The sequence below is a fragment of the Chelativorans sp. J32 genome, assembly GCF_000518985.1.
Lineage (GTDB): Bacteria > Pseudomonadota > Alphaproteobacteria > Rhizobiales > Rhizobiaceae > Chelativorans.
The window spans coordinates 29,442-56,082 of sequence record NZ_JAEQ01000011.1; the positions used below are offsets into that span (position 1 = coordinate 29,442).

Annotated in this window: 30 protein-coding genes; 14 read left to right on the forward strand and 16 right to left on the reverse strand. The window is 61.5% G+C overall.

All coding sequences use genetic code 11. The features are described from left to right. Positions 1-62: 62 nt before the first annotated feature. The 3 genes from arfB to CHEJ32_RS0114725 all read right to left on the reverse strand — a co-directional run bounded on the left by arfB (position 63) and on the right by CHEJ32_RS0114725 (position 3,405). Positions 63-494: an alternative ribosome rescue aminoacyl-tRNA hydrolase ArfB gene (arfB, locus tag CHEJ32_RS0114715; protein WP_028034471.1), complete on the reverse strand. Its 432-nt coding sequence runs from the start codon at positions 492-494 to the stop codon at positions 63-65. Between the two features lie 105 nt (positions 495-599). Continuing rightward, positions 600-2,210 carry a phosphoenolpyruvate carboxykinase gene (locus CHEJ32_RS0114720; RefSeq protein ID WP_028034472.1) on the reverse strand — a complete coding sequence of 537 codons (1,611 nt, stop codon included), beginning with the start codon at positions 2,208-2,210 and terminating at the stop codon, positions 600-602. Positions 2,211-2,415: 205 nt separating this feature from the next. After that, positions 2,416-3,405, reverse strand: a complete 990-nt coding sequence (locus CHEJ32_RS0114725; protein WP_028034473.1) for an LLM class flavin-dependent oxidoreductase — start codon at positions 3,403-3,405, stop codon at positions 2,416-2,418. A gap of 136 nt (positions 3,406-3,541) precedes the next feature. Here CHEJ32_RS0114725 and CHEJ32_RS0114730 point away from each other — a divergent pair, with 136 nt between their 5' ends. Then, entirely contained in the window at positions 3,542-3,892 is a 351-nt protein-coding gene (locus tag CHEJ32_RS0114730) for a hypothetical protein (RefSeq protein ID WP_028034474.1), read from the forward strand. Between the two features lie 4 nt (positions 3,893-3,896). Here CHEJ32_RS0114730 and CHEJ32_RS0114735 read toward each other — a convergent pair whose 3' ends face one another. The 8 genes from CHEJ32_RS0114735 to CHEJ32_RS0114770 form a co-directional block, all read right to left on the reverse strand. Then, a complete protein-coding gene (locus CHEJ32_RS0114735; RefSeq protein ID WP_028034475.1) occupies positions 3,897-4,082 on the reverse strand; it encodes a DUF2905 domain-containing protein in 186 nt (61 codons plus the stop codon). A gap of 53 nt (positions 4,083-4,135) precedes the next feature. After that, positions 4,136-4,609, reverse strand: a complete 474-nt coding sequence (locus CHEJ32_RS0114740) for a DUF2269 domain-containing protein (RefSeq protein WP_028034476.1) — start codon at positions 4,607-4,609, stop codon at positions 4,136-4,138. Between the two features lie 6 nt (positions 4,610-4,615). Further along, positions 4,616-5,905 carry an SDR family oxidoreductase gene (locus tag CHEJ32_RS0114745; protein WP_028034477.1) on the reverse strand — a complete coding sequence of 430 codons (1,290 nt, stop codon included), beginning with the start codon at positions 5,903-5,905 and terminating at the stop codon, positions 4,616-4,618. Then, positions 5,902-7,428: an FAD-dependent oxidoreductase gene (locus CHEJ32_RS24920; protein ID WP_051469694.1), complete on the reverse strand. Its 1,527-nt coding sequence runs from the start codon at positions 7,426-7,428 to the stop codon at positions 5,902-5,904. Before CHEJ32_RS24920 ends, CHEJ32_RS0114745 begins: the two co-directional genes overlap by 4 nt. Beyond that, the gene (locus CHEJ32_RS0114755; protein ID WP_028034478.1) at positions 7,425-7,919 is read right to left on the reverse strand and encodes a hypothetical protein; all 495 of its coding nucleotides are present in this window, start codon (positions 7,917-7,919) and stop codon (positions 7,425-7,427) included. The genes CHEJ32_RS24920 and CHEJ32_RS0114755 overlap by 4 nt, the downstream gene beginning before the upstream one ends. A gap of 87 nt (positions 7,920-8,006) precedes the next feature. Further along, positions 8,007-8,447 carry a DUF421 domain-containing protein gene (locus tag CHEJ32_RS0114760; RefSeq protein ID WP_028034479.1) on the reverse strand — a complete coding sequence of 147 codons (441 nt, stop codon included), beginning with the start codon at positions 8,445-8,447 and terminating at the stop codon, positions 8,007-8,009. Positions 8,448-8,457: 10 nt separating this feature from the next. Beyond that, complete coding sequence (locus CHEJ32_RS24925) at positions 8,458-8,955, reverse strand: hypothetical protein (protein ID WP_051469695.1); 498 nt, start codon at positions 8,953-8,955, stop codon at positions 8,458-8,460. A gap of 90 nt (positions 8,956-9,045) precedes the next feature. Next, on the reverse strand, positions 9,046-9,501 hold the full coding sequence (locus tag CHEJ32_RS0114770; RefSeq protein ID WP_028034480.1) for a hypothetical protein: 456 nt from the start codon (positions 9,499-9,501) through the stop codon (positions 9,046-9,048). A gap of 181 nt (positions 9,502-9,682) precedes the next feature. Between CHEJ32_RS0114770 and CHEJ32_RS0114775 the strand changes: the two genes are divergently transcribed. The 5 genes from CHEJ32_RS0114775 (at position 9,683) to CHEJ32_RS24930 (ending at position 13,945) form a co-directional block, all read left to right on the forward strand. Then, positions 9,683-11,089: an NAD(P)/FAD-dependent oxidoreductase gene (locus CHEJ32_RS0114775; protein ID WP_245261113.1), complete on the forward strand. Its 1,407-nt coding sequence runs from the start codon at positions 9,683-9,685 to the stop codon at positions 11,087-11,089. A gap of 17 nt (positions 11,090-11,106) precedes the next feature. Then, positions 11,107-12,351: a cytochrome P450 gene (locus tag CHEJ32_RS0114780; protein WP_028034482.1), complete on the forward strand. Its 1,245-nt coding sequence runs from the start codon at positions 11,107-11,109 to the stop codon at positions 12,349-12,351. Positions 12,352-12,430: 79 nt separating this feature from the next. Next, positions 12,431-13,000 (forward strand): DUF4142 domain-containing protein, encoded by a 570-nt coding sequence (locus tag CHEJ32_RS0114785; RefSeq protein WP_028034483.1) that lies wholly within the window; start codon positions 12,431-12,433, stop codon positions 12,998-13,000. A 26-nt stretch (positions 13,001-13,026) separates the two neighbouring features. Further along, entirely contained in the window at positions 13,027-13,527 is a 501-nt protein-coding gene (locus CHEJ32_RS0114790; RefSeq protein WP_371179807.1) for a ferritin-like domain-containing protein, read from the forward strand. Positions 13,528-13,579: 52 nt separating this feature from the next. Continuing rightward, positions 13,580-13,945 carry a nuclear transport factor 2 family protein gene (locus tag CHEJ32_RS24930; RefSeq protein ID WP_034658572.1) on the forward strand — a complete coding sequence of 122 codons (366 nt, stop codon included), beginning with the start codon at positions 13,580-13,582 and terminating at the stop codon, positions 13,943-13,945. A gap of 5 nt (positions 13,946-13,950) precedes the next feature. Here the strand turns inward: CHEJ32_RS24930 and CHEJ32_RS24935 are convergent, their stop codons facing one another. The 4 genes from CHEJ32_RS24935 to CHEJ32_RS0114815 form a co-directional block, all read right to left on the reverse strand. Beyond that, positions 13,951-14,364 carry a CAP domain-containing protein gene (locus tag CHEJ32_RS24935; RefSeq protein ID WP_034658586.1) on the reverse strand — a complete coding sequence of 138 codons (414 nt, stop codon included), beginning with the start codon at positions 14,362-14,364 and terminating at the stop codon, positions 13,951-13,953. A 154-nt stretch (positions 14,365-14,518) separates the two neighbouring features. Beyond that, positions 14,519-14,854 (reverse strand): hypothetical protein, encoded by a 336-nt coding sequence (locus tag CHEJ32_RS0114805; protein ID WP_156936706.1) that lies wholly within the window; start codon positions 14,852-14,854, stop codon positions 14,519-14,521. 62 nt (positions 14,855-14,916) lie between these two features. Further along, positions 14,917-17,502 carry a PQQ-binding-like beta-propeller repeat protein gene (locus CHEJ32_RS0114810; protein ID WP_028034486.1) on the reverse strand — a complete coding sequence of 862 codons (2,586 nt, stop codon included), beginning with the start codon at positions 17,500-17,502 and terminating at the stop codon, positions 14,917-14,919. Positions 17,503-17,666: 164 nt separating this feature from the next. Beyond that, positions 17,667-18,161, reverse strand: coding sequence for a ferritin-like domain-containing protein (locus tag CHEJ32_RS0114815; RefSeq protein ID WP_028034487.1), 495 nt, complete (start codon positions 18,159-18,161; stop codon positions 17,667-17,669). Between the two features lie 190 nt (positions 18,162-18,351). On the opposite strand from CHEJ32_RS0114815, the gene CHEJ32_RS0114820 reads away from it, so the two are divergent. From CHEJ32_RS0114820 to CHEJ32_RS0114845, 6 genes are read left to right on the forward strand one after another with little or no spacing between them, the layout of a single operon-like run. After that, positions 18,352-18,789 carry a DUF2267 domain-containing protein gene (locus CHEJ32_RS0114820; RefSeq protein WP_028034488.1) on the forward strand — a complete coding sequence of 146 codons (438 nt, stop codon included), beginning with the start codon at positions 18,352-18,354 and terminating at the stop codon, positions 18,787-18,789. Positions 18,790-18,800: 11 nt separating this feature from the next. Beyond that, on the forward strand, positions 18,801-20,141 hold the full coding sequence (locus tag CHEJ32_RS0114825; protein WP_028034489.1) for an erythromycin esterase family protein: 1,341 nt from the start codon (positions 18,801-18,803) through the stop codon (positions 20,139-20,141). An 18-nt stretch (positions 20,142-20,159) separates the two neighbouring features. Beyond that, positions 20,160-20,996: an MBL fold metallo-hydrolase gene (locus CHEJ32_RS0114830; protein ID WP_028034490.1), complete on the forward strand. Its 837-nt coding sequence runs from the start codon at positions 20,160-20,162 to the stop codon at positions 20,994-20,996. 16 nt (positions 20,997-21,012) lie between these two features. Then, positions 21,013-21,702, forward strand: coding sequence for a phosphoribosyltransferase (locus tag CHEJ32_RS0114835; protein ID WP_028034491.1), 690 nt, complete (start codon positions 21,013-21,015; stop codon positions 21,700-21,702). A gap of 10 nt (positions 21,703-21,712) precedes the next feature. Continuing rightward, positions 21,713-22,180, forward strand: coding sequence for a YbhB/YbcL family Raf kinase inhibitor-like protein (locus tag CHEJ32_RS0114840; protein WP_028034492.1), 468 nt, complete (start codon positions 21,713-21,715; stop codon positions 22,178-22,180). A 35-nt stretch (positions 22,181-22,215) separates the two neighbouring features. After that, on the forward strand, positions 22,216-22,425 hold the full coding sequence (locus CHEJ32_RS0114845) for a hypothetical protein (protein WP_028034493.1): 210 nt from the start codon (positions 22,216-22,218) through the stop codon (positions 22,423-22,425). A 6-nt stretch (positions 22,426-22,431) separates the two neighbouring features. On the opposite strand, the gene CHEJ32_RS0114850 is transcribed toward CHEJ32_RS0114845, so the two are convergent. Then, positions 22,432-23,109: a glutathione S-transferase family protein gene (locus tag CHEJ32_RS0114850; RefSeq protein WP_028034494.1), complete on the reverse strand. Its 678-nt coding sequence runs from the start codon at positions 23,107-23,109 to the stop codon at positions 22,432-22,434. 214 nt (positions 23,110-23,323) lie between these two features. Here CHEJ32_RS0114850 and CHEJ32_RS0114855 point away from each other — a divergent pair, with 214 nt between their 5' ends. Further along, on the forward strand, positions 23,324-24,409 hold the full coding sequence (locus CHEJ32_RS0114855; RefSeq protein WP_028034495.1) for a glycosyltransferase family 4 protein: 1,086 nt from the start codon (positions 23,324-23,326) through the stop codon (positions 24,407-24,409). A gap of 26 nt (positions 24,410-24,435) precedes the next feature. Beyond that, on the forward strand, positions 24,436-26,640 hold the full coding sequence (locus CHEJ32_RS0114860) for an amylo-alpha-1,6-glucosidase (RefSeq protein ID WP_028034496.1): 2,205 nt from the start codon (positions 24,436-24,438) through the stop codon (positions 26,638-26,640). Position 26,641 lies beyond the last annotated feature (1 nt).

Below are 26,641 nucleotides of genomic sequence, written 5' to 3' on the forward strand. Positions count from 1 at the left end.
AGATCGTAGCGCACGAAAATATCAAACAGAAAACGCCGGAAGGCAAACGCCCGAGGATCGCCTCAGTCGAACGAGACTTTCCCTCGCATCTTTTTCACGCTGGAGCGACCCGCCTTCTCCTTCAGCCGGCGCTCCACCGCACCTTTGGAAGGCTTCGTCTTCTTGCGCGGCTTGGGCGGCGGCTCGGAAGCCTTGAGCAGGAGTTCCGTCAATCGGGCACGTGCGTCGGCGCGGTTCTGCTCCTGGGTGCGGAAGCGCCCTGCTTCGATGACGATCTCGCCTTCCTTGGTGGCGCGGCTTCCCGCAAGCTTCAGCGCCTGGGTCCGCACGCGCTCCGGCAAGTGCCGCGCGTTGGCAACGTGAAAGCGCAGCTGCACCGCCGTCGCCACCTTGTTCACATTCTGCCCGCCCGGACCGGATGCGCGAATGAACTGCTCCTCCAGCTCGTCTTCCTCGACGAAAATGCCAGGCCGGATGTGGAGCCCGTCGTTCATAATCGTTCCGCTCTGCAGTGCCGCTTAGCCCGCAAGAAGGCGGCCGGACGGATGCCGGCGCGACTCACGTCGGAAAGATGGTTCGGGAACGCTGCGGGAGCAAGTCTATTCGGCGGCTTGCCGGATCTGCGGCGAGGCGTTCATCACCTCCGCCTCCACGTGATCCTCGAATTTCTCGAAATTGGTGACGAACATGGAGACGAGCCGCTCTGCCTGCGCATCATAGGCCGCCTTGTCCGTCCACGTAGCGCGCGGATCGAGGATCGCGCTGTCGACGCCCGGAACGGCCACCGGCACGGCGAAGCCGAAATTGGCGTCGGTCCGGAACTCGGCTGTCCGAAGCGAGCCATCCAGAGCCGCAGAAAGCAGGGCGCGGGTCACCTTGATCGGCATACGGTGGCCGGTGCCATAGGCGCCGCCTGTCCATCCCGTATTGACGAGCCAGCAGTCCACCTTGTGCTCCGCAATCAGATCCCTGAGGAGATTGCCGTAAACGGAGGGATGCCTGGGCATGAACGGCGCACCGAAGCAAGTCGAGAAGGTCGCCTCTGGCTCGGTGACGCCTTTTTCCGTCCCCGCCACTTTCGCGGTGTAGCCGGAAAGGAAATGATACATGGCCTGCGCGGGGGTGAGCTTGGCGATTGGCGGCATCACGCCGAAAGCGTCGGCCGTCAGCATGATGATGTTTCTGGGCTGCCCTGCCCTGCCTGTCTCGCTGGCATTGGAGATGAAGTGCAACGGATAGGCGCAGCGCGTATTCTCCGTGAGGCTGCCATCGTCGAAATCGGGCATCCCATGCTCGTCTATGACGACATTCTCCAGCACCGTGCCGAATCGCTCTGTGGTGGCAAAAATCTCCGGTTCCGCTTCGCGGCTGAGCTTGATGGTTTTTGCGTAGCACCCGCCCTCGAAATTGAAGATGCCATGGGGACCCCATCCATGCTCGTCGTCGCCGATCAGGGTTCGCGAGGCATCCGCCGAAAGCGTCGTCTTGCCCGTTCCCGACAGGCCGAAGAAAACGGCGACGTCGTCTTGGGGCCCTACATTGGCCGAGCAGTGCATGGGCATGACGCCCTTTGCGGGCAGCAGGTAATTGAGCGCGGTGAAGACCGATTTCTTCATCTCCCCCGCATAGGACGTCCCGCCGATGAGGACGATCATGCGCTTCAGATCCATCGCGATGACGGTTTCGCTGCGGCAGCCGTGCCGTTTCGGATCGGCGCGGAAGGATGGCAGGTCGATCACCGTCATCTGCGGCACGAAGCTTTCAAGCTCTGCGCGCTTCGGGCGGATCAGAAGGTTGCGGATGAAGAGCGAGTGCCAGGCAAATTCCGTCACCACCCGTACCGGCAGCGCATTATCAGGGTCCGCGCCACCGACGAGATCCTGCACGAACAGGTCGAGCCCTTCGGCGTGACGCTTGAAATCTTCATAGAGTGCTTCGAAATGCTCGCGCGAGATCGGCTTGTTGTTGTCCCACCAGATCTCGTTTTCGGTATCCGCATCGCGCAGGATGAACTTGTCCTTCGGCGACCGACCCGTGTGCTGCCCCGTCACGGCCACCAACGCGCCATGGGCCGTAAGGCGGGCCTCCGCTCTCTGGATAGCCTCCTGGTAGAGCTGGGGCTCGGTGAGATTGAAGAAAACGGTCCCGCTGGTCTTAAGCCCGCTGGTCTCGATGCCCCTGGTGGGGTTGCGGAGGCCGGTCTCTTGCATAAGTCACTCCAGAACAAGTGTTGATCGGAAAAGGCCGGCCAGAGTGACCGACGGACAGCCTATATAGGCGGGCTTCTTTTCAGGACCAGAAAAAGCAAACAATTTCAAATCATTAATCGATTTAAAAAATTTCAAAAAAGACTAAATCGTTTAAAACCGGCAGTTTTTGTCAGAGAGGCGTAAGACTCTGCCGATATGGGGCAAGTCAACCCGATCCCTTCAGCACATCGGCAGCGATCTCGAACGATTTCAATCGGGCGGCATGATCGTGAATTTGGCCCGTGATGATGAGCTCATCCGGCCTGAAACGTTCGATGAAGCCTTGCAGTTGCCGGCGTACCGTCTCGGGGGAACCGGCCGCGGTACAAGCGAGCGCATGATCGATATGCGGCATCATCGCCGGATCGACATGCTCGGAGATGTCCTTTACGGGCCTCGGCAAGGGCCCGGGCTGGCCGGTGCGCAATCTGGCGAAGGCAAGCTGCATCGAAGTCTTGAGGAAGAGGCCTTCTTCATCCGTGTCTGCTGCGAACACGTTAAGCGCCAGCATGAAACGTGGCTGCTCCAGGTGTTTCGAGGGGCGGAAGGTCTCTCGATAAACGGCAAGCGCCTGTTCGAGGGCAGCGGGCGCGAAGTGCGAGGCGAAGGCATAAGGCAACCCGAGATGGGCGGCGAGTTGTGCTCCATAGAGGCTCGAGCCGAGAATCCAGACGGGCACGTGGGTTCCGGCGCCTGGAATGGCCAGAACCCGTTGTCCGGGCTCGGGATCGTCTAGATAAGCGATCAGCTCCAGAACGTCCTGCGGAAAACCTTCACCATTGTCGAGGCCTCGCCTCAGTGCCCTCGCGGTCATCATATCGGTCCCCGGAGCACGGCCAAGCCCCAGGTCAATCCTGTCCGAAAAGAGCGTCGCAAGCGTGCCGAACTGTTCGGCCACCACCAAGGGCGCGTGATTGGGCAGCATGATCCCGCCCGCGCCGACCCGGATGGTGGAGGTTCGGGATGCCACATGCCCGATCAGCACCGCTGTGGCGGCGCTCGCGATACCCGGCATATTGTGGTGCTCGGCGAGCCAGAAGCGATGATATCCCCATTGTTCGGCATGCTGGGCAAGATCCACCGTATTTCGCAGAGCCTCCGCAGGCGAAGCGCCTTCCGGAATAGGGGCGAGATCGAGTACGGAAAAAGGCTTCATATCAAAATGCTCCCGGTAGCAGGTCCTGCTCATATGGTGTGGCGCCGCCCGCGGCCCAAGGGCGAAATTCTGATGAGGAACCTCCTCTCCGCCGAACGATTGGGAACCGGTGCGCCAGGGCGAAAAGGAGGCAGGCATGCCCGACAAAGCAAGGGAAAAGCTGGTCGACTTTCTGGAACGGAAAGCTTTCCGCCCGGTGCTCGATGCCGATGCGGATTCCTATCCCCAAAGCAAGCGCGATAGGTTGAAGGACGTTCAGGAGGCCACGCGGGCTGAGCAGGAACGCTTTCGCAAATACGGCTCGGCCCAGGAGGTCTATCGCATGTTCAAGGACGATCTTTCCTCCGAGCCGGCGCGGAAGATTCACCGCGAACTCCGCGATTTGGGCTTGCCCACCTTGAACGATTGCAAGGGCGAGTTCGAGAGGCTGGCCGAGGAAGTCGGCCTTCGCCACGGACCACAATCTCGGAGCAGCCTCAGCGATTAAGAAGTCAGAGGACCAGGCTCAGGACGATGCTGATGAGAATGGATGTGGTGATCGGAATGTAGACCCGGAAGTGCTCGCTGCCGAAGGCAAGATCTCCAGGCAACCGCCCCAACCCGACCTTCTGAATGAGCGGCCAGAGGAGGCCGGCAGCAACCAGAATGATCCCGAATGTGATAAGAAGGCGGCTCATTTCCCTCGATATCCTCTCTACCGAACATAAGAGCCGATGACCCGGCCTCCAAGCTACCAGATCTCGGAGGGGCGGGCGATCATCAGCCAGAAGATGCCGAGCACCGCCGCAAATGCGGGAAAGCCGAACGCGAACCAGAGCCGGAAGAGTTGATGGTAACGTTTGGGCAAGGGCGCCCCTTCGCTTGCCGCTTTCGTTGCAAGCCGGCGCATCTCCATCTGCATCCATACGACCGGAAGCCAGAAAGCGCCGGTGACGAGGTAGAGCAGGATCGAAAGAATGATCCAATGCTCGCCGAACGGGTAGCCGACGATCCATATGAGCGCGACCCCGGTTACCGGCTGTGCCACCACGGCCGTGGCGGTAAACAGAAAATCGGCAATGACCACGATCCGTGCCGTCCCGGCAATTACCGTTGCGTTCCCCGTCCGATGCGCCAAGAGCATGAAGAAGGCGATGCCGGCACCTGTTCCCAGAAGCACGGAGGCACCGATCACATGCAGGAACTTGAGCAGGAAGTAGAGCATCGGTCTCTACCGCTCCTTTCGGATTGCGAGCGCCACGAAGTGGAGCACGAGGATCGGCCAGATCTTTGCCAATGGTCCGAGGGGTTCTGCCCAGAGCGAGGGCAGCAGCACCGAGCCGGCCACGATATAGAAGATCGATAGGGCAATGGCTGCATAGAGGCCATGACGTGCGGTCCGCCGGTAAGCGATTGCGATGCCCACGAGGAAATCCGCGATCGCGCCTGCTATGACGCTGGGTCCTGCCAGGGATCCTGCCCCCGTCCGCAGCATGAGCTCCACTCCTTCGCGATAGCCGATTGAGAGGGAGACGATCCCCGTGCCGATCCAGAACAGCGGCAGCACGATGAAGATCACCGGCTTCAGGAAGTAGAGCTGTGCGAACCAGCGGTCCTGCACCGTGACAGGTTCGCGCATCAGGGCACTCGAAAGCGAGGTGGGTACGATCCCGGTCATCGACCTCCAGGGCCGTGGATTGCCCACGGCGCCGCGTTCTATCTCCTTCCGCGCGGTGCTGCGCACCGGTGGCCGCCAGCCAAGGGCACTCACGAGGTCGCCGGCGCGATAGAGCAGGTTCGTCGCCCAGCCGGGCAGCGGTTGCCGGCGCGCCGGTGGCCATCCCTGCCATTGGCGATAACGGGCTACTACCTCGTCCATTGGCAGCTGCTCCGGTCCGGCGAGTTCCAATGCGACCTGCGCTGGTGCGGTGGGCTGGATGAAGAAGGAGACGGTCGCCGCCACGTCGTCGAGCTGGACCACCTGCAACGGTGCGGTCCGGTCCACTATCAGGGCGATTGGCAGCGCGGAAAGTCCGCGGATCAGCGCGCTGGCCCCGAACACGTTCCTGCCCAGAACCACCGAAGGGCGGAGGATCACCCAGTCGAGGTCGCGTTCCATCAGCAAGCGATCCCCTTCCAGCTTGGTGGTGGAGAAGGCCGATGGTTGAGCGCGATCCACGCCGATCGCCGAAAAGTGGATGACACGCCTTATGCCCAGCTTCTCGCATGCCCGGAACAGGGCTGCCGCGCCGGTCACATGCACGCCCTCCACATCCTCTCGGGCACTGTCCTGCAGCGCGCCGACGCAATTGACGACCGCGTTCACGCCGAGAAGATGCTCCGCCCACACCTGCGCGCCGGTGGCCAGAGCCATGTCGATCTCCACGATCTGGGCGGCGCCGGCCGGCAGCGCGCTGCTGCCGGGCCGCACGACTGCGATTACATGGTGGCCCTCGGCTGCGAGTTGGGCACAAAGCGTGCTGCCGATGAGCCCCGTCGCGCCTGTAACGAGAACTCTCATGAACCTCCTTCTTCGAGCTCCCGGACATCCCGCGGCTCGAGCGCGGAAACGGCGGGGCCAGCTATAACCTCTCCCCTCTCATCGAAACGTGAACCATGGCATGGGCAATCCCATGTGCGGTCGATCCCGTTCCAGCCGACGATGCAGCCCATATGCGTGCAGGTGGCTGATAGGCCAATCAGCGATCCGTCGTCGTGACGGCGCACGGCAAGCTGCTCTCCCTTGTGGGAGATGATGCCGCCCTCTCCCGGCGCGATGCTGTCCAGGGGAACGGCCGCACGCTTCATCACCCGATCGCCGATCAAATGCCCAGCCGCCTTGATATTCCCCTTCGTGAACTCCGCCGCGCTTGCCATCGGTTTGACCCGCGTCGAGTCGAAAAGATCTGCGGCGGGATGCGAGCGCCCCAATATGCGCTCCGCCAGAATCCCTCCGGCGACGACTCCCTGGGTAATCCCCCAGGCATCGAAGCCCGTCGCGACGAGGAGGTTTTGATGGCTGTTTGTGGCGGGCCCGATGAAGGCTGCACCGTCCATGGGACGGAAGTCCTCGTTCGTCCAAAGATGCGTGAATTCATCGATGCCGAAATTGGCTGAAAGGAAGGAGCGCAGGTCCTCCACCATCTCGCGCTCCTTTTCCGGTTCTCCCGTCTTGAATTCGCCTCCGGCGGCGATGAGATAGGTTTGCCCGTCCTTCACTGCCGTTCGCAGCGAATGGGAAGGCGTTCCCGAGCTAATGAACATCCCTTCCACCCGTTTTCCGTCCGGCAGCCTTGCGGCTACAACGGCGTGGGCGAAAGGATAGGCTTTCGCGAAGAACTTTCCCTCGTTCACGACGGGCATCTGCGTTGCCACGACCGCATGTGCTGCGGTGACCGTTCGGCCATTGACGCTGAGACGGATGGGCTCTCCTGCGGATATTTCCGTTACGCGGCTCTGCTCGTAGATGGGTATTTCCGACGATATCCGTTCGGCAAGCCCCACCAGATAGAGATATGGATTGAACTGATACTGTCCGTCATATCGAAGCAGCGCTGTCGTGTGGAACGGCAGCCCGGCGCCGGAAACGATTTCCGCGGGGAGGCCCAAGGTTTTGGCGGCCTCGTATTCCTTTTTCAGCTGTGCGGCCTGTTCATCATCGACCGCGTAGATATAGGCGGGTCTCGGCTCCAGTCCGGCCTGCGCCTCCATCGCCTGCGCCAGAGCCGCGATCTCGGCAACCGCGTCCTGGTTCGCCCGTGCATAGATGCGCGCTTGCTCGTCGCCGAATTTTTTCGTCAAGCTTGCATATCTCTGGCCATGCTGAGACGTAACCTTCGCAGTCGACCTTCCGGTGGCCTGCCGACCGATCCGCCTCGCTTCGAGAAGCACGACTTTGAGCCCTGTGCCCGAGAGCCGATGAGCGCAGTGGAGGCCGACGATTCCGCCGCCCACGATCGCGACATCGACCGTGAGGTCCTCGGCAAGCGCGGGATAATCCTTGCTCGCCACGCCGTCGAACCAGAAGGGATTGCCCTTGTTCATACCAGTCTCCTCCGGGTGAAGCCATGATCCGCATCCGCTGGTTGTCCGCCGGCGAAAACGTCTCTCGAAGCGCCTTCGATCTCGCGGAGGCTCATGGCGAGCGCGGCGCCCCAGACGACGTGGACCGCCAGCATGAGCAAATTTCGCTCTGCAGGGTGCCTTGTCGCGGGCTTCAGAATGGAAAGCGCTGGAATCCAACCGAGATAGCTGCCGGCCCAGACGCCCAATCCATAGATCACCCCGTTGGGCCGGCGTTCGGGCCACACCGCATACATCGCGCCGGCCAGAGCGCCGAAGCCGAAATGTGCAAGGATCGTTTGGAGTCGGCTCGCGCCTTCTCCTCCGGTCGGTTTTACCTGCTCGATGATCTCACGCGGCGGTAGGGGGTATCGTTTCTCCGCGCCGAGCCCTGACCATAAATGCCTCATGGCCGCCGTCATGACCGTCGTTGCTGACAATCCAGCCAGCGCGCCGTAAACCAGCCTTTCCATCCTGCCTCCTGCCACGATGGTGCACAAACATGACGCAGGAGCGAAAGTTCCGGCTGAGATTTATCTTTCGCGATGGGAACTTAGCCGCTAGCGCGGGATGATGCTGATATTCCCGCCGATCTCCAGCACCGCAAATTTGATCTGGTCGAGGCGCTCAAGTCCGTGCTGCTGCCGCGCAGCTTCCATGACCTCGTCCAGGCTCACACGAGTGCGCCTGAGCGCTTCCTTGTCGGCCTTGCCGAGGCTGATCAGGACGGTGGGAGTGCCGTCGACGAGAACGGCCGTTTTCGGCGACCACTGCTTGACATAAGAAAGCGCGATATCCGTCACAAAGAGGGTCAGGATAAGAAGGAAGGCGTTGATCAGCGAAAAATCGTCGCCGAGCATCGCCTGCTGCGTTGTTTCTGAAATGATCAGCAGGAGAACGAAGTCGAAGGCGGTAATTTCGGCGAGGGACCTCCGCCCGGAAAGCCTGATGACAATCAAAAGAAAGAAGTAGACCGCGATTCCGCGAACGACGGAGTCCATCGCCTTTCTCCTATGGCAGGATCAGAATCGAGGCTTCGACACCGGCACCATCCAGGGCGACACGGTAATCGATCAAGCCTGAATGAAGCGAGCGCGTATGGATGATCACATTGACCGGAGCCCCTTCTCCCGCCGCGAATTCCATCACCACACCTTCAGGCAGCGTTAGGGTGCGTTCCGGCTCCGGCTGGATCGCCTCCACCTCGAAATTTTCGAAGAAGCTGTAGCCGAGGCTCAGGCGATGCGTCTCGGCGCCACCATTGAAGCTTGCCCGGAATTCGTCCGTCGATTCCCAGCGCGTAACTCGGGGATACTCCACCTGTCCGGTGGGAAGCGTTTGCGTGATCCGCGACCAATAGCCTCCCGCCCCGGTGAGGCCGAGGAGCGCGAGCCCGAGGATGAGCGCGAACACGATCCACGCCACCCGCTCCGTCGTCCAGAATATGCGGTGAAACTTCCTTTTTTCGCTAAGCTGTAGGCCGTCTTCGCGGATCGGCGGAACCTGCATTGCAACCTGCTTCGCTGTTGAGCGAAATTTCAATCCGCGAGTGCGAGTAAGGTTCCGAGCAGGCGTTGCGGGAAGATGCGCCGTTATTCCCTAGCTTCGTCGCTGGGCGGCCCAGGCGCCGGCTGCAAGTCCGATCGCCATCGCCGCAAAGGCACCGCCCACGGCGCGGTTCGACACGGCGAGCTCCCATCCCGGAGTGATCCTGCGCGGCACGACGCCATAATCGAAGAGAGCCGCGAAGGCTGAAACCGCTGCTGCTCCACAGAGAAGCCGCGGCAGGCTCTGTGGCGCGCGCCGCGATGCCCAATATGCAAAGGGCACTGCCCAGAACATTGCCGATGCTGCGTGGGTCACAAGTCCCACCCCGGTGTGGCTTGCATCGGCGCGCTTATATTTGCCGGCCTTCTGGCCGTGCAGCCAATGGCTTGTGGCGTTGATAGGCTGGAGAGCGCCGCGCCCCTCGGCCGCCGCCGAGCCGATGACTGCAAGGAGCGAGGCAAGACCTGCCATTGCGCCGCTGTAGAATGCATATCGTTTCGTGTTCATGAGATGCTCCGGCCGATGATTGCCTCAGCGAACCGCTCGGATCCGCTGGAGTTCCATTGCAAATCGCCGCCTGAATCATCAGTTTAACAGCGGAACAAGCGCCATGAGGTCGCGTTTCGTCGGGCAAGTGCCTGCGGCGGTCCGCAGCGGAATGAGACCGAAATCAGGGAGCCGTACTGCTTTGAGCGCCAGGGAAGAGCTGCCTCCGGCCGAACCGGTTGTACCGCGCGCATCGCGCATCATCATCCTCGGTGCAGGCTTCGCCGGCCTCGAGGTGGCGAGGGAATTGGGCAAGGCCGGCATTTCCGTCGTGCTCCTCGACCGGCAGAATCATCATCTCTTTCAGCCGCTCCTCTATCAGGTGGCTACGGCGGCGCTTTCGGCGGCGGATATAGCCGAGCCGATCCGGAAAGTGCTCAGGCGATATGAGAGCGTGCAGGTGCTCCTCGGTGAGGTGAAGAGCATCGACATGTCTGCCCGGCAGCTCCATCTGGTGGACGGCTCGTGCCTCGGATTCGACTACCTTATCCTGGCCACGGGTGCCACCCACAGCTATTTCGGCAATCCCGGATGGGCCCGTTTTGCGCCGGGGCTGAAGACGATTGCCGACGCACGGCGAATCCGCGCAAGCGCCCTCCTCGCTTTCGAACGCGCCGAGCGCACGACAGATCCGGAGGAACAGGCGCGCCAGATGACCATTGCCATCGTGGGTGGCGGGCCCACCGGGGTTGAGTTGGCCGGGTCGCTCGCCGAGCTCAGCCGCTTGACGCTCGCGCGGGATTTCCGCAGCGCCCGACCCGAGGCTGCGAGGATCATGCTCATCGAAGCGGGACCGCGCGTCCTCCCCGCCTTCTCCGAGAAAATGTCCAAATATGCCCATGATCGTCTCGAACGGCTGGGCGTGGAGGTCTATACGCGCACACCCGTCGAAAACATCGAAAAGGACAGCATCACCTTTGGCGGCAACACGATACCGGTAGGGCTGGTGCTTTGGGCGGCTGGCGTCGCCGCTTCGCCGCTGGCCGCCCAGCTCGGTGCCCAGACGGACCGGGCGGGTCGCGTGATCGTGGACGATACGATGCGCGTGAAGGGGCTGACCAATGTGTTCGCCATGGGCGATGCCGCCCATTTCACCGGTGAGGACGGACAGCCTCTCCCTGGTCTGGCTCAAGTCGCCAAGCAGCAGGGCAGGCATTTCGGGCGCACCTTCGCCCGCCATCTGCGCCAAGGAACGCCGCTCGAACCCTTCGTCTATCACGGCCGCGGCAATACCGCGATCGTCGGCCGGCATGCGGCTGTCTTCGAGCAGGGCCGCTTCAAGCTTACCGGATGGATCGCCTGGCTCTCCTGGGCGATCATACATGTCTATCTCCTGGTCGGCTTCCAGCACCGCCTCATGGTTTCGTTGCAGTGGCTCTGGCGCTATCTCACCTTTGAACGCGGTGCGCGCCTGATCACCGACGAACATCTGGAGCCGTCAGTGCCGGAACCGGCGCAGGCGGTTGCGCGAGCGAACATGGGCCATCGGACCGAGGCGGCCTCCCGGGAGGGCGCCTCTGTTTCCACCGCCGCGGAACGAGGTTCGTAAGCCGCGCGTTGTGAGGCATGCTTACCTCCGCCTCCGCCATTCCGCGTGTTCCGGCTTTTGACAGCAGCCTTGCATTGTGGCGCGAGGGTTATCTGTTCGTGAGCAATCGCTGCAACACGCTCGCCACGGATGCTTTCCGCACCCGCATCATGATGCGCGAGGTGGTTTGCATGCGCGGGCCGGCTGCTGCAGAGCAATTTTATCGCCCGGGCCGCTTCACCCGAAGGGGCGCGATCCCCCGCACTGCACTCGCGCTTTTGCAGGATTGGGGCAGCGTGCAGACCCTGGACGGCGAAGCACACCGCCACCGCAAGCAGATGTTCATGGACATGATGGACGCCGCCGGCATCGGTAGGGCGATCTCGATTTTCCGGGCAGAATGGCAGGCCGCACTCGCCCGCTCCCCCCGCCGCGTCCGTTTGCACGATCTTGCGCGTGAGGCTCTGGCGCGGATGGCGATTGTCTGGACGGGCCTGCCATTGGAGCGAGCGGATCCGAAGCGCAGGACGGCCGAGCTTTCGGCCATGATCGAGGGCGCGGGCGGGTTCGGACCGGGACATCTTCGCGCCAGATTGATGCGCAGGCGCTCTGAACGGTGGGCGCGGCAGATGATAGAACAGATCCGAAACGGTAAACTTTCCGTGGGCGCGGACAGTCCGGCTGCACGCATCGCAGATCATCGTGATCTTACGGGCGCACAGCTGCCGTCGGAGGTCGCCGCGGTCGAACTCATAAATCTCCTGCGTCCGCTGGTGGCGGTGGCCCGCTTCATCGCCTTCGCCGGCCATGCTCTTCAAGTTCATCGCAATGCGGTGGAGCACCTCGCGCCCGGCCTTCCCGACGCAGATATGGAAGCCTTCGTTCAGGAGGTGCGCCGCTATTATCCCTTTTTTCCGATGATCGGCGGCCGGGTTCTGCAGCCCTTCTCATGGAGCGGCCACAGCTTCGCGGGCGGCGACTGGGTGCTTCTCGATCTCTACGGCACCAATCATCATCCAGAGGCTTGGCAAGAGGCTGATCGCTTCGATCCGCAGCGGTTCCGTGGCTGGCAAGGAGACGCATACAGCCTCATCCCTCAGGGGGGCGGCGGCTTTATCGCCGGTCACCGCTGCCCCGGCGAGTGGCTGACCATCGCACTGATGATCGAGGCCAGCCGCCGGCTCCTTGCCGCGAGTTACACGGTTCCCGAGCAGGATCTGACGATTCCGATGAATCGCTTTCCTGCGCTGCCGGTCAGTGGCTTTGTGATCGAGCTGGCATAAGCGTCCGGACCTTGACGGAACATGCGTGCGCTGTCGCTGTTCGAGACGCAGAACAAGGCGCATTCCAAGGAGGAATTCCATGCACCGCCATCTTCTGCTGGCTACCGCGGCCCTCGCGCTCGCGTTTACCGCGCCGGCCTTCTCGCAGCAGTCCAGCCCCACGACGTCCCCAACCCAGCCTCAGACCTCAGAGCAGAACGATCTCCCGGCGGGCAGCGAGGCCACGGCATCCACCCCGCAGGAATTTGCGACGATGGCCGCTCAATCCAACATGTTCGAGATCGAGTCCAGCCGGCTCGCCCTCGAAAAGACGAAGAGCGACGACGTCCGTGAATTCGCCCAGCAGATGGTGGACGATCACACCAAGGCTGGTGAAGAGATGACGCAAGCCGCCGCGTCGGACGGGGTCAACGATGTGCCCAAGACGCTCGACGCAGCGCATAAACAGATGGTTACCCAGCTCGAAAATGCGTCCGCCGATCAGTTCGATAGCGACTACGTCCAGATGCAGGTCATGGCACATCAGCAGGCCGTGGCGCTCTTCTCGGGTTACTCCAAGCAGCAGGGAGCTCTCGCGGATTTTGCCGAGAAGACACTGCCCACGTTGCAGCAGCATCTCGAGCACGCGCAGCAGCTCGCCAAGAAATAGGGACGGGAGTCGAACGGATGGCGGATATGGATGAAAGACTGAACCAATGGCTGCGCGATGCGCACGCGATGGAGCAGCAGGCCGAACAAATGCTCGACGGGCTTTCGAGGCGCATCGAGAACTACCCGGAACTGGCCGCGCGCATCGAGAGCCATATTGCTGAAACGCGATCTCAGAAACAGCGGCTTGAAGCCTGCATTGAAAGGCGCGGCAGTTCTTGGTCCGGCATGAAGGATCTTGCCGGCCAATTCACCGCACTCATGCAAACGGCAGGCGGTGTTTTCGCAGGCGACGAAGTAGTGAAGGGCGTGCTCGCAGGCTACACCTTCGAGCATATGGAAATCGCATCATACCGCATCCTCGTAGCGGGTGCAGAAGCAGCCGGCGACACGGAGACGGCGCGGGTGTGCGAGGAGATCTGCCGCGAGGAGGAGGCCATGGCGTCCTGGCTCGAGGATCATATGGCTGAGATCACGCAGGCCTACCTGATTCGTCACGCGTCCGAGTCGGATACGGCAAAGCGTTAACTGCGCAATCTGCCGGGGCGGGTCGCTCGCCCCGGCTCTTTTGGAATTAGGGATGCCGGAACTTTCGAAGCGATCGACTGCGGAAGTGCTCGACGACCATCTCCGGTTGAGGGCTGCGGGGAATGTCGAGGACGATATCGAACGAAATTATGCGCCTGACGTGGTGGTCATGACCGCGCGTGGCATGAAAAAAGGCCACGGCGCGGTTCGCGCTTTTGCGGAGATACTCAAAGAGCATGTGCCGCACAGCTATGAATTTCCCATCAAACTGATAGAGGGCCCCTTCGCCTTTATTGAATGGCGGGCTCGCGAACCCGGCCGCAGCGTAGAGGATGGCGCGGATAGCTTCGTCATTCAGGACGGGAAGATCGTCTTCCAGAGCATCCATTATTCGTTGCAGGAAACCATGCCCGAATAGTTGGCTTAATATTCGCGCGGCCGCACGAAGGTCTGAACGGCATAAACCTTGCTGCCGGTCTGTGCGATGCCGAAACCGAAACGATCGAAGCGGGAATCAAGGATGTTCCGCTTGTGACCGGGGCTGCGCATCCATCCCGTCTGGAATTTTCTCACCTGCTCGGCGTCCGCCCCGCAATTCAAGCAGGTCGAGATATTTTCGCCGATGATCTCCCAAAGATTTCCCCCTTTTGCCTTGTAGCGGTCGGCTACGTCCTTTCGCTCCGGTGAACGATGGCCGTAGAACCCCCGCCGCGCCATGTCCTCAGCATGGGCCTGGGCCGCAGCGGTAAGGGTTGGATCAAGCCGCAGCGGCGGTGCGCCGGCTTCCCTGCGCGCCTGGTTGACGAGCGAGAGCGCCTGGCCCCGAAGCTCATCCATGCCTTCAATTCGGTCCAGACGATTGTTTTGTATGTCTGTGCTCGCACATGCCGCGCATAAAAAGACGAGCACGAGCAGAACTGCCGCCCGCATCTTGGCTATCATTGAGTAAACCCCATTGCGGGCGGCCTGTTAGCATTAAAATGAGGCGTTTCTAGCCTCGTCTTGGTTTTTCCGGTTCACGTGGCTCCCCGGTCCTGCTGGTCTGGCGAGCCAGCGCGTCAGCCTGAGCCTCCGTCCCGTATGGGGAGGATCGCCCCTCGCCCACGTCACCCGCGTCGGCTACCCGACGGGCGCTGCCGCTGGTCACAGTTTTCGCCTGGTCGGCGCCCGACGGGGTGCGCTCCGCATCCCGCCAAACCTCCTGCGGATCGGTGAGGTCTTCGGTCTCCGGTTCTGCGTTCATACGCTCATGGGAGCTGTCCGTCCCGTTCGTTTCGGACAGATCGGTCTCGACCTTCACGTGTTTTTTCGCGTCGTTCTCGGCCATGGTCGCCTCCTCTGCTCTTCTAGCGAACCCGGCGTCGATCGCCATTGTTCCGGCGGCAGCGGCTATTGCGGCAATGCATAAGCGATGATCGAATCCCCCGCTTTCGTGCCGGTCGAACCATGACCGCCGGCCACCACGACCAGATATTGCCGGCCATCCTCGCCCATATAGGTGGAAGGTGTAGCCTGGCCGCCCGCCGGAAGTCGGGCGCGCCAGAGCTCCTCTCCCGTGCGCAGGTCATAGCCTCGCACATAATAATCGAGGGTTCCCGAGAGGAACGCCACGCCGCCGGCCGTGACGATCGGGCCGCCGATGCCTGGAACACCCATCTTGAAGGGCAGCGGGATGGGCGAAAGATCGCGCACCGTGCCGTTCACGAGTTTGTAGACGGTCTCACCGGTGGTTAGGTCCACGGCAGCGATATAGCCCCATGGCGGTCTTTGACAGGGAAGCTGGATCGGCGAATAGAAGGGTCCCATCTGGGCTGCGTAAGGCGCCCCGAAATTCTCGTTGAAGATCGGCTCGCCCTCCTGCGTAACCACACGGGAAAGCTCGTCCTGACGCGGAACCTGCTTCACTTCGAAAGCAAGATAGACCGGCATGGCGAACATGATGTCTCGATTGGGATCCACTGCAACCGAACCCCAGTTGAAGGTCCCGAAATTGCCCGGATAAACAATGGTGCCCTCAAGCGATGGCGGTGTGAACAGGCCTTCGTAGCGTAACTGGTGGAAGCGAATCCGGCAGTAGAGCTGGTCGATCGGCGTGGCGCCCCACATATCGGCTTCGGTGAGCGGCTCGGGAGCAAAGGAGATGGCCGAACGCGGCTGAGTGGGGGCCGTGTGATCGCCTTGCACTGCGCCTTGTGGCACTGGCCGCTCCTCGACCGGGAAGATCGGCTCGCCGGTCGCCCTGTTGAGGACGAAAATCTCGCCTTGCTTAGTCGCCTGTACCAGCGCCGGCACAACCTGTCCGTCGACCGTGAGGTCGACCAGACTCGGCTGCGCCGGCACATCATAGTCCCAGATGTCGTGATGTGCCGCCTGGAACACCCATGCTACCTGCCCCGTATCTGCCCGGAGCGCCAGCACGGATGACGAGTAGCGCTCGGTGTTCTCCCCTCGATTGCCGCCGAACTGGTCAGGGGATTCGTTACCCATAGGAAAATAGACGAGACCGAGATTGGCATCGTAACTCGCCACGCTCCAGGAATTCGGGGCGTTCTGGGAATAAACTCCGTCCGGTGCGATCGGCTGCGTGGCTTCCGGGTTCTTGCTGTCGAAATTCCATACAAGCGCCCCGGTATAGGCATCAAACGCCCGGATCACGCCGGACGGCGAGGTCGTCGCCTCGTTGTCGTTGACGGCTCCGCCCACGATAACGAGCCGTCCAGCGATCACGGGTGGAGAAGTGGAATAATAGGATCCAGGCGTCACATTCGGCATGTTCGCCCAGAGGTTGATCGTGCCATCCTCGCCGCCGAAGCCCGGGCAAATCTCCCCCGTGTCGGCGCTGATCGTGATCAGCCTTCCATCAGAGGTGGGCACGAACAGCCGCTTCATGCATTGCTCGGTGAGGGTCACGCTGGATGGCGGCTCTTCGCGTATGACGACAGGAACCGGTGCGCCCGCCTCTGCCTGGCCCGTCACGATGTTCTGCGGCACCGGGGCAGCCTGCGTCGTAATTTCTTCGGCGCTCGCCGCGAGCTCGGCCGCCTCGTTCGGCGTACCGGCTGCTGCATTCGGCGCAGCCGCCTGCCCGGACGGAGCTGCGCCGCCCGGAGCGGCCTGGGCAGTCGGGCTGGTTGCAGGCAGGTCTCCTGGCGCGGCTTCATGATAGGATACACCCCGGCAGGTCATATGCTGCGTCGTCGGCGTTGGCGGCTGCCTGAGCTCCGGGTCGAAACGCCACTTTTCCTGGCCGGTGACGGGATCCAGGGCGATGACGGTGCTGTAGGGTGTGCAGATATAGACGGTGTTGTTCACCATCAGCGGGGTAACCTCATAGGTGGTTTCACCGGGATCGTCTTCGCGGCGCACCTCTCCCGTCCGGTATGTCCATGCGACCTCAAGCTGCGCGACGTTTTCCGGCGTGATCTGATCCAGCGGCGAATAGCGGTCGCCAAAGGAGGTTCGCCCATAGGCTACCCACTCGCCAGGCGGCACATCGTCGGGCTGGGGCGCGGGTGAGACGGCGATCCGGTCCTCGGGGAAAGCGCCGCGAGTGTCATGTGGGTCCTGAAACATGGAATAGACGCCGACGATTGCCGCAACGGCAATCGACCCGGCGAGTACGCCGCTGCCTAAGCCATAGCCGGTCCTTCGGCCTTCGGGGCCACGCATAGCCCGAACCATCGGCGGCAGCAGAAGCAAGACACCCAAGACCAGGATCAGGGCGCCGCGAGGCACGAGTGCCCACCAGTCGAAGCCAACCTCCCAGACGCCCCAGGCGAGGGTGACAAGGATAGTCAGGCCATAGATAAGCAGTCCGCTTGCCCTTCGCACGAGCAGCAGTGCGCCGGAAATCGCCAAGAGAAGGCCGAGCAGGATGTAGAACCACGAGCCGCCGAGAAAGGCGAGCCAGATGCCGCCGGCAACCAGTGCAATTCCGAGAAGAATAATGATGACGGATAATATGATGCGATACACGGAGCACCTCTGAGGATTGGCGGCCGACCGTGCAAAACTGCAGTTGCGGGCTAACGTTCCGTAACAAACACTTTATGAGGACCTGTCGTTACTGAACGGAAGCTTGGCTTGAATGCAAAAGAGGCGGCCAAAGACCGCCTCTTTTGGACCGTCCTATGTGTGGATCAGGCTGCCTTCTTGTTGGCTTGCGACTCGGCGAGCTTGGTCAGGAGTTCGTCGGTCCTCTTCTCTTCTTCGAGCGTCTGTTCGAAAAGCTTCGCAGCTTCTTCCATTCCGAGCTGCCGTGCCCATGTGCGCAGCGTGCCGTAGCGGGAAATCTCGTAATGCTCGATGGACTGGCTTGCGGAAACCAGGCCGGCATCCAGCGCATCCGAGCCGGCAAACTCTTCCATGATCTCCTGGCCTTCGGCAACCAGCCCCTGCATTGCTTCGCAAGGCTTGCCGCGCGGCGCACGGTCCATGCTCTCGAACACCTTCTCCAAACGTTCGACTTGCCCTTCGGTTTCGTCGCGGTGCTTCTCCAGCGCCTTCTTCAGCTCATCGGACTTTGCCGCTTTTGCCATCTTCGGCAGCGCCCGGAGAAGTTGTTTCTCGGCGTGATAGATGTCTTTCAGCGTCTCCAGCATCAGATTTTCAAGGGTGCGATTTTGAGCGGCCATTAAGCTCTCCTGTCAGCTCTCTCGGTAGCAAGCACTTCGAACGGCTTTACCGGCCTCTGGTTCCCGTGCGCGCGAGAAATCCCACCCGGTCTTTTCACTGGCCCGCTCGAACAATCGACATGTCTTGTCGTTAGGTCATGGAGCCGGGCCAAGTGACCCAAAACAGCCAAAAACTAGGAAGGACAGGATCATGAGCTCCACCGGCCTCGACGTTTTGGACAAGACCATTCAGACCACACATATCTGGCTCAATGAGATCATGGAGGAGCATGGAGACGACCGGCAGGCTGCGTGGCATATCCTCGGCGCGGTGCTGCGCGCCCTGCGAGACCGGCTCCCTGCAGAACTCGCCGCTCATCTGGCCGCCGAACTGCCGCTGGTCGTCCGCGGTCTCTATTACGATCAATACGAACCTTCGAAGCAGCCAGATAGGACTCGCTCGCTTGATGAGTTCCTTGAGCGCGTACAAGATGGGCTGAAGATGACCCGGCCCGTGGATCCGACGGAGGCCAGCCGGACCGTCTTCAAGGTTATCGCCCATCATGTCGATCTCGGCCAGTCGGCAAAGGTCCGCGATGCGCTTCCCAAGGACGTCCAGGCGCTCTGGCCTGAGAGCGTAGGCGTCTGACGGGGCGGCAGATGGCGCAGGCCGACGTCACCGAACGCAGCCGTGCACGCGATGCCGAAGAAGCGGCAGCGTGGGTGAGGCAGAAATGCGAATCGCTTCCACCGCCGGAAAAGGCGGACGCCTTCGGAGCACTATTCGACCGCTTCGGCGGTGCGCAAGTCGTGCTTCTAGGAGAGGCTACTCACGGGACATCTGAATTTTACAGATCCCGGGATGCCATCACGAGACGCCTTATTGAGAGACACGGGTTCAACATCGTCGCCATCGAAGCAGATTGGCCCGATGCAGCCCGGGTCGACCGTTATGTGCGTCACCAGCCGGCGGGCCGTTATGACGAGGAGATTTTTGCCCGGTTTCCCACCTGGATGTGGCGGAACGAGGAATTCGCCGGCTTCGTTGAGTGGCTGCGTACCCACAACCAGGATCTTCCGCAGGGCCGCCGTGTGGAGTTCCGCGGCCTCGACGTCTATTCCCTCGGCTCATCCCTTCAAGCGGTCATCGACTATCTCGATCGGGTCGACCCGGAGGGAGCGAAGGACGCGCGGCGCCGTTATGGGTGCCTTTCGCCCTGGCAGGACGAGCCCTCCCTCTATGGCCGCGCGGTGCTGCGCGGCGGACAGGACAGTTGCGAAAAGGAGGTGGTTGACCAGCTGAAGGATCTTCTCACCCGGCGTCTCGATTACCTCGGGCATGATGGGGAAGACTTCTTCGATGCAGCCCAGAACGCGCGGATCGTGCGCTCGGCGGAGCATTATTACCGGATCATGTATCACGGGACGACCGAATCCTGGAACCTGCGCGACCGGCATATGTTTGACACGCTCAAGGCGTTGCTGTCGCGACGTCCCGAGGCAAAGGCTGTCGTTTGGGCTCACAACTCCCACATAGGAAATGCTGCGGCCACGGCGATGGGCTGGCAGGGCGAGTTCAATATCGGCGAACTCTGCCGAACGGCTTTCGGCGACGGAGCCGTGCTGATCGGCTTCGGCACCGACCGGGGGACAGTTGCTGCCGCCGACGATTGGGGTGGCGAGATGCGCATCATGAACATTGTGCCCTCTCGCCCCGACTCCCACGAACGAGTCTTCCGGCAATCGGGCAACGCACGTTGCCTCACCGATCTCCGCGAATCAGTCGGCCGGGAATTGCGCGATGCGCTTTCGTTGCCGCGCCTGGAGCGCGCGATCGGAGTGGTCTATCGGCCGGAGTCCGAGCTTTACAGCCATTATTTCGAGGCCGTCCTGCCGGAGCAGTTCGACGCCTTCGTCTGGTTCGAAGATACCCGCGCCGTAACACCCCTGCCGGTCGAGCGGCCGCATGGTGTGCCGGAAACCTATCCCTTCGGAGTATAGCCTGAGACGGAGCTGCCCATGTCCACCCAGATTCAGCTTGAGCGGAAAGACGAAGCCGGCGTCGAAACGGCCGAGGGCGTGGTCGAGATTCGGCCGGATCTCGCCTACCGCCGGTTGGTGATGGTCAACGTGATCTTCTTCGGGTTCCCTGGCAGCAAAGACTGGGTGCTGGTGGATGCCGGGGTGATGGGTTCGGCGTCTGCCATCCGGGATGCGGCTGCCGTTCGATTCGGAAAGGAAAATCCGCCGTCTGCGATCGTTCTGACGCATGGGCATTTCGATCATATCGGCGCCCTGCAAGCGCTTCTGGAGGATTGGGATGTTCCCGTCTATGCTCATCCCCTGGAGCATCCATATCTCGACGGAAGCCGCTCCTACCCACCGGCTGATCCCTGGGTGGGCGGCGGATTGATGGCGCTTCTCTCGCCACTATATCCAACCGATCCCATCGATGTGACGCCGCATCTTCGGGTACTCCCGGACGACGGTACGCTGCCCGGAATGCCCGGCTGGCGCTGGATCCATACGCCAGGCCATGCACCGGGACATGTCTCCCTCTGGCGCGAGGAGGATTCCACCATCATTGCTGGAGACGCTGTAATCACCACCGGCCAGGAATCGGCTTACGACGTTGCCGTTCAATCGCCGCAGATGCACGGACCGCCACGCTATTTTACGCCTGATTGGCAAGAAGCCTGGGCCTCCGCACGCAAGCTTGCTGCGCTGGAGCCCGAACTGTTGGTGACGGGCCATGGCCATGCGATGGCCGGTGCCAATATGCGTTCGGCACTCCATCAATTGGCTGACAACTTCGACCGTATAGCCTTCCCCGCCGATATGCGGACAACGCGATAGACGAGCCGCTTTGACTATGCCGGGGAGAAAAGCCGAATTCAGCGATCGCCGGGAGGCCGGGCGGCGGCTCGCTGCGGAACTGGGCCATCTGCAGGATGAGCACCCGGTCGTGTTGGCCCTTCCCCGCGGCGGGGTGCCTGTCGCCTTCGAGGTTGCAAAAGCGCTCTCTGCACCTCTTGATCTTCTTATGGTGCGCAAGCTCGGTGCGCCCGGCCACGCCGAGTTGGGCATTGGAGCGGTGGTGGACGGAAGCGATCCTCAGATCGTGCTTAATGACGAGGCTATGGGGATCATCAAGCCTTCATCCGACTATGTTCACAGTGAAATGGAGCGCCAGCTCGCCGAAATCGATCGCCGCCGGGCTGCCTACTTTGCCAATCACGATCCCACTCCGATCGCGGGCCGCACCGTTATTCTGGTGGACGACGGCATAGCGACCGGGGGTACCGTGCGCGTCGCACTGAAGGCTCTGCGCAGGTCGAGCGCGGCGCGCATTGTGCTCGCAGTGCCGGTGGCACCCCGCGACACGCTTGATGCCCTGCATGATGATGCGGACGAGGTCGTGTGCCTGTCGACACCTGTCGATTTCCACGCCGTCGGTCTGCACTACCAAGATTTCGAGCAGACGACCGATGCTGAAGTGATCCGCTATCTTGGGGAAGCCCGCGGCTGGCTTCCCAGGGAAAACCACCATTCCGAAGGATAGGAGAGCCGACATGCCTCTGAGCCTCCTGAGCCCGTCCTTCGCAGACGGGAAGCGAATTCCCGATAAATATACGCGCGACCAGGAAAATCTGTCGCCACCGCTTAGGTGGACCGGCGCACCCGCAGGAGCACAGAGCTTCGTGCTCGTCCTGGACGATCCCGATGCACCAAGCGGCACATTCGGCCATTGGGGGCTCTTTAACATTCCTGCGGATTGGGATCGGCTGCCGGAAAGTGTCGAGACTGGCCCCGACAAGGGTTCGCTTCGCATCTGCCGAAACGATTTCGGCAACAATCACTATGACGGTCCGCAGCCTCCAAGAGGGGGCGGCGTGCATCGCTATCATTTCCGCCTGGCAGCGCTCAGCCTCCCCTCACTGAACCTGCCCCCGATATCCAGCGTCGAGGATCTGTGGCGTGCGGCGGAGAAGCACCGGCTCGAAGAGGCAATTCTCATCGGTACCTATTCGCGCGATTGAACGCGGTATTCACGAGCCCATGGTAGGAGAAAAACATGACTCCCGAAGAACACGATCTGCGGCACCATACCCGCAAGATGAAGGTTCGCCTGCAGGAAACCGTGGAGCATCTGCGCGAGGACATCGAGAAGGTGGATGATCCTCAACTCAAGGCGATGTTCGAAACCTCGGCCGAGGTGCTCATCGGTCTAGCGACGGCTTTCGACCATTACGAGCGGAAGAACGAGAGCGCCTGGCGCACCTGATAGGCCTCACAGCCGAAAGCGATCGGGCAGGTTTTCCTTGAAGGGGAAGAACTGGAAATAGGGACGTGCTTCGCCAAGCGTGCGTTGAACGGAGGGGCGGTTCTCGAGCCTGGTGAAATAAGCCGCCAGATTTGGGTGAGTGGACGTGAAAGGCTGGACGCACTCTGCATAAAAAAGCGCGGGAGCAGCGGCGCAGTCGGCAATGGAAAAACCCGCGCCTGCGGCCCATGTTCTCCCGGTCAGGTGACGTTCGGCCACGTCATAGGCGGTCCCAAGCATTGCCCGCGCTTCGGAAACGCCATGCGGGTCGGTTTTTCCTTCTGGGCGGATACGATCCGTGACGATCTTTTGCATTGGGACGCTCACGTAGAGGTCGAAAAAGCGATCCCATAGCCGTGCCTCGAGCGCTTCAGAGGGATCTGCAGGAATGAGAGGGAACGCACCCGGGTAATGCCGATCCAGATACTCGATGATGATGCTGGTCTCGGGGACCGTCCTGTCACGGCTCTCGTCTCTCAGGATCGGGATTTTTCCAACCGGCCACAGGGCAAAGAAGGCAGCGCTGGCTTCCTCGTCTGCGAGGTCGACGATCTCGCCGGAAAAGGGCGTTTCATTCTCGTAGAGAGCAATCAGCACCTTATGGCAGAAGGAAGCCAAGGGGTGGAAGTAGAGCGTGAGCGACATGAGGACCTCGGGCGATTGGTTCTGGACGCTACGCGCCTTTCCCGGGCCGCTCAACCGGATTTCCGCAAAGTGGTCCCGATCGGCGCGGGAGGAAATTGCCAAGCCGCCCTCTTCCAACCGGCGGAGACATACCTAAATCAGAGGCGACCCCTTCTGGATGGTCGTTTTCCAGCTTCCAAAGTGATGCTTGCTCGCTGTTGAGGAGGTATTGCCTATGAAGATTGCACAGATCGCTCCGTTGGCCGAAAGCGTTCCCCCGCGTCTTTATGGCGGAACGGAGCGGATCGTCTCCTTTCTTACCGAGGAACTCGTTCGCCAGGGCCATGAAGTGACCTTATTCGCTTCAGCCGATTCGCTTACGGCCGCGGAGTTGGTGCCTTGCAGCCAACGCGCGCTGCGCCTCGATACAAACGTGCGGGACCCTATCCCGCATCACCTGATCTTGCTGGAGGAAGTGCGCCGCCGGGCCGATGAATTCGACCTCCTGCACTTTCATATCGATCTTCTTCATTTTCCGCTGATCCGTCCCATCGCGCATCGCACGGTCACAACCGTCCATGGACGGCTGGATTTGCCCGATCTTCTACCCTTTTATCAGAGATTCCCGGAAATCCCGGTTGTTTCCATTTCTGACAGCCAGCGGGCACCGCTCCCCATGGCGAACTGGATAGCGACCGTCCGGCATGGTCTGCCGCTCGATCTGCTTCCGTTCAGCCCGGTCGCCAAGGGTGGCTATCTCGCATTTCTCGGCCGCATATCGCCGGAGAAGCGCCCCGACCGCGCAATCGAAATCGCCGCGCGGACGGGCTTGCCTCTCAAAATCGCAGCGAAGGTAGACAAGGCGGATCAGCAATACTGGGACGGTTTCATCAAACCCATGATCGATCGGCATTCCAATGTCGAATATATCGGCGAGGTGAACGATCGCGGAAAGGCCGAGTTTCTCGGCAATGCAGCCGCTCTCCTGTTTCCGATAGACTGGCCGGAACCCTTCGGCCTTGTCATGATTGAGTCCATGGCCTGCGGCACGCCGGTGATCGCCTTCCGATGCGGCTCGGTGCCGGAGGTGCTGGACCAAGATGTATCCGGATTCATCGTGACCTCGATAGATGAAGCAGTCGCGGCTGTACCGCGCGCGCTGGCAGCCGACCGCGCAGGCGTACGCCGCCGCTTTGAGGAACGCTTCAGCGTCGGGCGCATGGCAGCCGACTATCTGGAGGTATATGAACGCTTGCTGCATCACCGGATGCGCACCGTTCCGTTTCCGGCTGAGGCGGTCGGAGTCCAGACGGTCGCCTAAGACCCGACTCGTCCAAGGAGGCAGTCATGGACGACCGCAGCAACCCGCTTGCGCCCAATCCGGACGAATACGTCACGGCGCGTACGCCGCAATTCTTCATCGCCGCCACCGCTCCTCTGCAGGAGCGGCGGCCACGAACGCAGAAGCATGGCGACACCTTCTCCATGTTCGATCACAACGGAGACGCACTTTCGGGGCCCGCCAGCCCCGAAGGTATTTTTCATCGAGACACGCGATATCTCTCGCATCTCTTCCTTACCATCGGAGGAGAGCGCCCGCTCCTTTTGAGCTCGATGCTGCGTGACGACAATGCCCTGCTCACCTTCGATCTGGCGAACCCCGATCTCTATGAGAATGGCTCCATCAGTCTTCAGCACGACCTCATTCATATCCGCCGAACACGCTTTCTCTGGAACGCAGCATGCTACGAGCGGATCAGCGTCAGGAATTACGACGAGGAGACCCGCACCATCCGGCTGGAACTCGCTTTCGCGGCGGATTTCGCGGATCTCTTCGAGGTTCGGGGCGCCCGCCGGAAAAAGAGGGGTCAGATGCATCCGCCGCAGGTGGAGGCCGGGCGTGTCACCCTTTCCTATACGGGGCTCGACGGCGTTCTTCGCCGCACCATCATCCGTGTCGATCCCGCACCCGTCACCTTAACCGGCGAACACGCGGTGTTCGAGGTGCAGTTGAAGCCTCGCCAGACACGCCAGATCTTCATCGAGATCCTCTGCGATGCGGAGCCGCAGGATTTCACCCCGCGCCGGCTCTTCTTCTCCAACCTTCTGGAGGCGCGCCGTTTCAATCGCGCGGCCGTCAGCAATGCAGCATCGGTGTCGACCTCCAATGACGTCTTCAACGAAGCTGTCCGACGGGCCGTTGCCGACCTTTACATGCTCGTCACGGATACGGAGGACGGCCCCTATCCCTATGCCGGCATTCCATGGTTCAGCACCGTGTTCGGCCGGGATGCGCTCATCACTGCGCTCCAAACCCTCTGGTTGGACCCCTCGATCGCACGGGGCGTTTTGAAGCATCTTGCTGCGAACCAGGCCACCGAAGTGAATCCCGCAGCGGATGCGGAGCCGGGAAAGATCCTGCACGAGGTCCGCTATGGCGAGATGGCGGAGCTCGGTGAGGTTCCCTTCCGCCGCTATTACGGAAGCGTGGATGCCACGCCTCTCTTTGTCGTGCTCGCGGGAGCCTATCTCGATCGCACCGGGGATGTGGAAACCCTGAAATCTCTCTGGCCGAATATCGAGGCGGCGCTTTCCTGGATCGAGGAATATGGCGACAGGGATGGTGACGGCTTCGTGGAATATGGCCGTCGCACGGTGGAGGGGCTCGCCAACCAGGGCTGGAAGGACAGTTTCGATGCAATCTTCCATGCCGATGGCAGCCTCGCGATAGGGCCCATCTCGGTCTGCGAGGTGCAAGCTTATGTTTATGGCGCGTGGAAAGCCGCGGCCAGGATCGCTTCGGCCATGGGGCTGCCCGAGCGGGCGCCCCAATTCGAGGCGAAGGCGGAGGAGCTTCGCGCGCGCTTCGACAGGGTCTTTTTCGACGAGGAGTTGGGGACTTATGTTTTGGCGCTCGACGGCAACAACAAGCCTTGCCGGGTACGCGCTTCCAATGCCGGCCACGCGCTTTTCACGGGCATAGCTTATCCCGATCGTGCGCCGAGCGTCGTCGCGACGCTCATGGAGCGCTCGTCCTTTTCCGGGTGGGGTATCCGCACGGTTGCAACCACCGAAGCCCGGTATAATCCCATGAGCTACCATAACGGCTCGGTTTGGCCGCACGACAACGCGTTGATAGCCGCCGGGCTCGCGCGCTACGGCTTCCGGAGCGAAGCCACGCGCGTGTTCGAGGGGTTGTTCATGGCCTCGACCTATATCGACCTGCGGCGGCTACCTGAGCTTTTTTGCGGTTTCCCCCGCCAAAGAAGCCGCGGGCCGACCTTTTATCCGGTGGCGTGCGCTCCTCAGGCCTGGGCCGCGGTCACGCCGCTTTCCATGCTGCAGTCCTGCCTTGGAATGGGCTTTGATCCCGGCGCAGGAACGCTCCTCTTCCATCAGCCCATCCTGCCCGAGTTCCTGGACGAAGTGACGCTGCGCGGGATCAGACTGCCTCAAGGCCGGCTGGATATCTTCCTGCGGCGGGTCGACGACGAGGTGGTGGTGCAGGTGCTCGACCGTGAAGGCGACACGCGCGTAACCACCACCTATTGAC